The following is a 6,266-nucleotide window of genomic DNA, read 5'->3' as shown; positions in this document are numbered from 1 at the left end:
ATTAGATATTTTTCACGACTTGTACAAGGTGAATTAAATATGGCAGAAGAAAAAATAGATAATGAAGAATTAAGGATAGGTGTTTACGTCTGTCACTGTATTTATTAATTAATTAAAAATTTAAATTAATATTTTATTTTTTCATTGTTCCATATGCATTAATTTTATTACTAATTTTATATAAATAATATAATAAAAAAAATAATAAAAGTGTATTCAATAGAAACACTTATTTGGAAATGGTTGATATGGGACTTACTGATTATATTAAAACTAGATTATTGAATAATCGTGTGGAACAGTATAATACTAAGCGTAGCTATTGGGGAGAGGATGAAAGGCAGCCTAGAACTGATGGAATCAATACTGGTCTTGATTTGATTGATGCACTTCCTCCAGTGATTAATAAAACTATAGCTAATGCACGTTATGCTGTTAAGCTTGACGGTTATACTTCAGGTATTTTGAAAAATAGAATTGATAAAGCTAATGTAAATCTGGTTCTGGTGGACAAGGACAACAAGCTTTCAGCTGAACAGAAATTGACTTTGATCCTGTGGGCGAGAAAGATTGACATCAGCCAAGTTGCTAAAAATATCCTGCAAGGAGGGATGGTCGATGGTGAGGGTGTTATTAAACCTGTAGAGCGATGGGACAAGGATATTGGGAAATACATTAAACCTATATTTTTAGAAATCGGCGCCACAGGTTATGGCCTTAAGAAAGAGTTTAATGATGATAATGAAGTGCAGCTATATCTTCATGAAATGCCTAAGGATGTTGTTAATGGAAGTCCTGAAGAGTTCAATAACTTCGTTAGTGTTGAAGAGGGAACATTAACGGTCCAATACGAGCCGGATGAGGTTATTAACTTCATGTATAATGAAATCTATTCTGAAGCTCAAAGCATTATATTGAATTGCCTGGACGATATCTATCACAAGTGCAATCTTGAAAGAAACCAGGTAGAGAGAATTAATAAGGATAATATTATTGAAGTAAAGCCTGCAATGGACGCTAACGGCCAGCCTTACATTACTGAGCTTTCATCCACAGCTAAAGAAAATCTTTATGCTGATTATGGTACAACTGCTGGAAGTAATGTAGCTATTGTGCCTCCAGGTATTGAATCTAAAATTTTGGGGGGTAACAACTACCAGTCAGACTATACTAGGCAGACTGAAATCTTTAGAAATAATATTTTAAGGACTTTTGTAACTCCTCAGTCTCAAGCAGGTAATGAAAGGTCTAACCAGAATGTGGCCGAGTACATTAACGATTCAGCTATTACTGGATTCATTGTTAATGTGGCAAATGACCAGAAATGGGTTTTAAAACACTGCAATGAATTGTTAAAAAGGCAGATGGATTTAATGGGCATTAAAGAAACTTATGATGTTTACTTCAGCTATTCAAGAGATGATGTTGTGAAATATGTCATGGAGCTTTCAGCTGAAGGTGATGAAATCTATAAGAATTATCTCAGTAACTTTGAAGAGGAGCAGCCTGTCGGTGAGAGAATTGTTAGTGAAAGCGGTACTGAAATATAATAAAGATTTATATAAAATAAGTAATAAATAATATAATAATTAATATAATAAAAATGTGATAATGAGACTCTTTCAAAAACTTTGTTGATTTAAAATTTTTTGATTAAAGTTAGTTATGAACTTTTAATCCTGTTTAAAAACAGTTAAATTTAATAAGAAATTGGAGTAAAAGTTTTCATTATTACAAATAAAAAAATTTACTCTAAGTTGTATTTTAGAATCCAATGCTTGTATTTGGTTAAATTAATTAGCATGCTTAAAAAAGTGGGAAATTAAATATCCCATTTTTATAAAATATTTTTAATGAAATATTCATGTATTAAAGTATTCTCTGTTAATTCAGGGTGAAATGAAATTGCAATATTCTTTTCCTGTTGAATTGCTATTATTTTACCATTGAATGTGGATAAAACTTTAATATTTTCTTTTGATTTATCATATGATTCAAGAGAAGGAGCTCTTATAAAAACTCCTGGAAATTTCTCATTAAATATATCAATTTCAGCTTCAAATGAATCTTTTTGTCTTCCATAATTATTTCTTTTAACATTAATATCCATTAATCCAAGTAAAGGTTGGTTGAAATCAGTTTTTTTACCTAACAGTATCATGCCAGCACATGTTCCAAAAACCGGAATGTCATTGTCCTTAATTGCTTTGTCAATACCTCTTTCATTGATTAGTTTGCCAATGACTGTACTTTCACCTCCCGAAATTATTATTCCATCACATGTTTTAACATCACCACTGTATCTTACTGTTTCAACATCAATATCCAATCCTAATTTTTCAATAGCTTTTTTGGTTAGGTCATAGTGCTCCGATACTGCACCCTGTAAATTTAAAATTCCTATTTTAACCATTTTCAGATTCCTCTATCCTGCATCCTATCGGATTTGTTTAATGTTGACATTTCTAGTCCTTTCATGGCTTCACCTAAACCTTTTGATACATCAGCCAATACCTCAGGTTTATCATAATTTGCGGTTGCTTCAACAATAGCTTTTGCAAATGCTTCTGGATTTTTAGACTTGAATATTCCTGATCCTACAAAAATTCCATCAGAACCTAATTGCATCATCAATGATGCATCAGCGGGGGTGGCAATTCCTCCTGCAGCAAAGTTTACAACAGGTAATTTTCCAAGTTCTGCAGTTTCTTTTACAAGTTCTATTGGTGCTTCAATATTTCTTGCATATTTCCAAAGCTCTTCTTCCTCCATTCCCTGAATTGTTCTGATTTCACCCATCACCATTCTCATGTGTCTGACTGCTTCAACTATGTTTCCGGTTCCAGGTTCTCCTTTGGTACGTATCATTGATGCTCCTTCATCTATTCTTCTTAATGCTTCACCAAGATTACGTGCTCCGCATACAAATGGTATTGTGAATTCTTTTTTGTTAATGTGATATTCTTCATCAGCAGGTGTTAATACTTCACTTTCATCAATCATGTCAACACCCAATGTTTCAAGGATTTGTGCTTCTGCAATATGCCCTATTCTAGCTTTTGCCATTACCGGAATTGAAACTGCTTCAACTACTTCCTCAACTATTGTAGGATCTGCCATTCTTGCAACTCCTCCTGCTGCACGAATGTCTGCAGGCACTTTTTCAAGCGCCATTACTGCTACTGCACCAGCATCTTCTGCAATTATTGCCTGTTCAGCATTCACCACATCCATAATAACACCACCTTTTGTCATTTTTGCAAAACCTTCTTTTAACACTTTTGTTCCTTTTTCTACCATATTTTTGTTCTCCTATAAAAATATTATAACAATTGTTCTTATATGTTTTAAGTAATATATAAAATTTTACAGTTTCCAAAAAATCAACAATATAATTATAAATAATTAAAAGTATTAAATTAAAATTTAATACACACCCATAAAAGATATATGATTTAAATTAAACATGAAACTTTTAAAATATGATTTTTAAAACACATTTCATTTTTGTGTTTTCTAGTAATTTAAAAGATATCCTGTCAACTACATTGAATTTTTAAAATCAACAAAGTTTTTGAAAGAGTCAAGATTTCATGAAAAAATATATGTAACTTATTATCTATATTATATAATATAACTAATAAAATAGGTAATAAAATGAAATTAATCTTAGATACTGAAAATTCACATCCAGTAACAATAACTGTTAAAGGAAAAGAAATAACATTATTATTAATTGAATCAAGCATATTGATTGATAGCTCTCAAGTAGCTAAGATATTTGACAAAAAAGAAAAGACAGTAGCTACTAAAGTCCAGAAATCTAATTTAGAGAAATATGAAACAGAAAATGTTAAGCTATTAAAAAATTATGGGCTGATGCATCCTGATGCAGTCAAGCCAAGACCATTCTATGATTTAAGGCAGATGTTGGAAGGGCCAGCTTATTATTACTTCAAAAAAGAGGATGAAACTGATTTGATTGAAGTCATCATAAGGGTAGCTGTCGGAAAACATAGGGAATGGATCCATAACAGAAACATCCGACATTAACTGTTTAAAACTTATTTTTAGAAACTGTTTGATATATATCATGGTTTAAAAACCAGTATGGTATCAATAACCTCTGCTGTTAATGTCAAGGACAGTCAATTAAATCAATAGCTGCCTGTTTAATGTCAGTTTTAAAAAAGCAGTATTTATCTTGCAGCCATTTCATCAAGGTCTCTGTAGCTCATTATTCTGTTGGGATGGTCTTCATGTTCTGCGATGATTTTTTCCATCCAGATGACGTCATACCATGTGTCGAACTTGTATCCGCATTTGGAGAATCTTGCAACTCTTTCAAAACCCATCTTTTCATGGAATCTCATGCTTGAATTGTCCAGATGCTCATCTTCCCTTTCTGTGTATGCGATGTATGCGTACATGTTTTTTATTCCCATCATCTTCACTGCATCTTCAACTGCAAGGTAGAGTTTTCGTCCAAGGCCTTTTCGTTTGAAATCCTCTTTGATATATATTGTAAGCTCACAGGACCAGTCATAGGCAGGCACATCTGAAAAGGGCTTGGCATAGGCAAAGCCTTTGATGGAGCTTTTATCTTCGAGCACGAAAAAGGGGAATTTTTCAGTTATATATATCATTTCCTGTCTGAAATCATCTATTTCGGGTGCTTTATATGAAAAGTGGACTGCGGTGTTTTTCATGTAGTAATCCATTATGTTAACAATTTCTGGGGCGTCATCTGCTGTTGCTTTTCTCATGTTCATGTGAAATACACCTTTAACTTGTAGTATGTTTTTATTGAATAAATTATTTTTCATGGATATAATATTTTTTTATATAAAAAATATAATAAATAGGATAATACAAATTATAGTATATGACAGAAGACAATATTAGCTGGACAAGTTTTTGCCAAGCTATGAATTCCATAGCATACTGGCTACTCCAAAACAAAAAGAAGTATAAAAAACGTGACCATTACCAGATATTAACATTAAAAGGTAATTGTAAAGACATAGAAAAGAAAGCAAAGAAATTAGGAAACGATAAGCTAGTGTCAATGTATACAATGGCCTTAATTAAAGACAATACCTCTTTAAATTTCCTTCCAAATTATGTAACCTTAAAGAATGGGGAACAAATAGATAAAGCTGAATATGTGGACATGGCCATAAGGACAGAAGCATACATCAGAGCAAATGGAAGACTTCCAGCTATTGTATATAGAATGTCAAAACTTCCGGATTATAATGATTCCACAATGAAACTATTCATTAAAACATTTAATTATAAAGGAAACACAATAGATGAAGCTTTAGCTATTATAGCAAAGAAAGAATTGTATAGCAAATACTTTGATTCTCAAAAAACCGACAAGAAAACAATAAATGATGCTAAAGCAGGTAAAGGTTCCAATTGTGTAGACTGGGGGCAAGTGTATTATAGAATAGCTAAATCTTTAGGCTATGATGTGCAGTTTGTCCATGTAAAATGCAGAGTTTCAGGAACCGGCCATATCAGATTAAGATTAAGACATAAAAAACATACTTCAGGAAACTGGATTAACAGAGACCCAGCTGCAGTAGCTGATACAACTTCAGGTAATGTTAGATTACTTTGGTGTGAAGACGGATACTTAATAGCTTATGATCCATCCTGGATATTCACAGATTTGTATAGTAGTTAACGTTAATGTTAACTATTTTTTCTTTTTTATAATAAAATTAACAAATATTTTAGTAGGTTTTCAATACTAATTTTTTTTCAGATATCTTAACGTTAATCATCTGATACAGTAACAGTAGAACCGTTTCTATCTTTAAATTCAACTATAAAATCATTAGGTAATTTTTCAACAATTTCTTTTAAAACTTCAATAGTTAGTTCTGACATATTTAATAGGTATATTCAAACTATTATTAAAATATACACAATTTGAAACAAAACCTTATTTAAATTTCAAAAAGTTATTTACTGTTTTTTAATTTTTAATTAATTCGTCTAATGTGATTAACTGTTCTTTTAAGGTTTTAATTTCATTTTCACCTATTTTAGAGATTATTGATTCTTCTATTTCATTATTGATTTGAAGAGCTGCCTTTTGTATTTCTTTTCCTTTTTTTGTGATTTTAACGATTTTCCTACGATTGTCTTCGGGATCAATTTCTTTTGTCAGAAATCCTTTCTTTTCAAGTATCTTCACAGATTTGGTTACGCTGCTTTTTCCTATGTTTGCTTTTTCTGCAAGATAATCTATA

General features: G+C 31.5%; 7 protein-coding genes. 3 read left to right on the top strand and 4 right to left on the bottom strand.

All coding sequences use genetic code 11. The features are described from left to right. Positions 1 to 233: 233 nt before the first annotated feature. A complete protein-coding gene (locus tag QZN33_RS11465) occupies positions 234 to 1,550 on the top strand; it encodes a hypothetical protein (protein WP_296792742.1) in 1,317 nt (438 codons plus the stop codon). A gap of 287 nt (positions 1,551 to 1,837) precedes the next feature. Here the strand turns inward: QZN33_RS11465 and pdxT are convergent, their stop codons facing one another. Together pdxT and pdxS are read right to left on the bottom strand one after the other, a co-directional pair. Continuing rightward, positions 1,838 to 2,413, bottom strand: a complete 576-nt coding sequence (pdxT, locus tag QZN33_RS11460; protein WP_292607667.1) for a pyridoxal 5'-phosphate synthase glutaminase subunit PdxT — start codon at positions 2,411 to 2,413, stop codon at positions 1,838 to 1,840. A 2-nt stretch (positions 2,414 to 2,415) separates the two neighbouring features. Continuing rightward, complete coding sequence (gene pdxS, locus QZN33_RS11455; protein WP_292607665.1) at positions 2,416 to 3,300, bottom strand: pyridoxal 5'-phosphate synthase lyase subunit PdxS; 885 nt, start codon at positions 3,298 to 3,300, stop codon at positions 2,416 to 2,418. A gap of 357 nt (positions 3,301 to 3,657) precedes the next feature. On the opposite strand from pdxS, the gene QZN33_RS11450 reads away from it, so the two are divergent. Then, a complete protein-coding gene (locus tag QZN33_RS11450) occupies positions 3,658 to 4,053 on the top strand; it encodes a hypothetical protein (protein WP_296792738.1) in 396 nt (131 codons plus the stop codon). A gap of 146 nt (positions 4,054 to 4,199) precedes the next feature. On the opposite strand, the gene QZN33_RS11445 is transcribed toward QZN33_RS11450, so the two are convergent. Then, positions 4,200 to 4,766, bottom strand: a complete 567-nt coding sequence (locus QZN33_RS11445) for a GNAT family N-acetyltransferase (protein WP_296792745.1) — start codon at positions 4,764 to 4,766, stop codon at positions 4,200 to 4,202. A gap of 119 nt (positions 4,767 to 4,885) precedes the next feature. On the opposite strand from QZN33_RS11445, the gene QZN33_RS11440 reads away from it, so the two are divergent. Continuing rightward, positions 4,886 to 5,695 carry a pseudomurein-binding repeat-containing protein gene (locus QZN33_RS11440; RefSeq protein WP_296792735.1) on the top strand — a complete coding sequence of 270 codons (810 nt, stop codon included), beginning with the start codon at positions 4,886 to 4,888 and terminating at the stop codon, positions 5,693 to 5,695. 294 nt (positions 5,696 to 5,989) lie between these two features. Here QZN33_RS11440 and QZN33_RS11435 read toward each other — a convergent pair. Next, a partial coding sequence (locus QZN33_RS11435) for a MarR family winged helix-turn-helix transcriptional regulator (RefSeq protein WP_296792733.1) occupies positions 5,990 to 6,266 on the bottom strand: 277 nt, incomplete at its 5' end.

The organism is uncultured Methanobrevibacter sp. (assembly GCF_900314615.1).
Classification (GTDB): domain Archaea; phylum Methanobacteriota; class Methanobacteria; order Methanobacteriales; family Methanobacteriaceae; genus Methanocatella.
Note: the sequence above shows the minus strand (reverse complement) of the source record. Positions and strands in the feature narration are given on the sequence as shown.

Coding starts and splice junctions, on each gene's coding strand:
- pdxT (WP_292607667.1), bottom strand. CDS start 2,413: ATGGTTAAAATAGGAATTTTAAATTTACAGGGTGCAGTATCGGAGCAC.
- pdxS (WP_292607665.1), bottom strand. CDS start 3,300: ATGGTAGAAAAAGGAACAAAAGTGTTAAAAGAAGGTTTTGCAAAAATG.
- QZN33_RS11450 (WP_296792738.1), top strand. CDS start 3,658: ATGAAATTAATCTTAGATACTGAAAATTCACATCCAGTAACAATAACT.
- QZN33_RS11445 (WP_296792745.1), bottom strand. CDS start 4,766: ATGAGAAAAGCAACAGCAGATGACGCCCCAGAAATTGTTAACATAATG.
- QZN33_RS11440 (WP_296792735.1), top strand. CDS start 4,886: ATGACAGAAGACAATATTAGCTGGACAAGTTTTTGCCAAGCTATGAAT.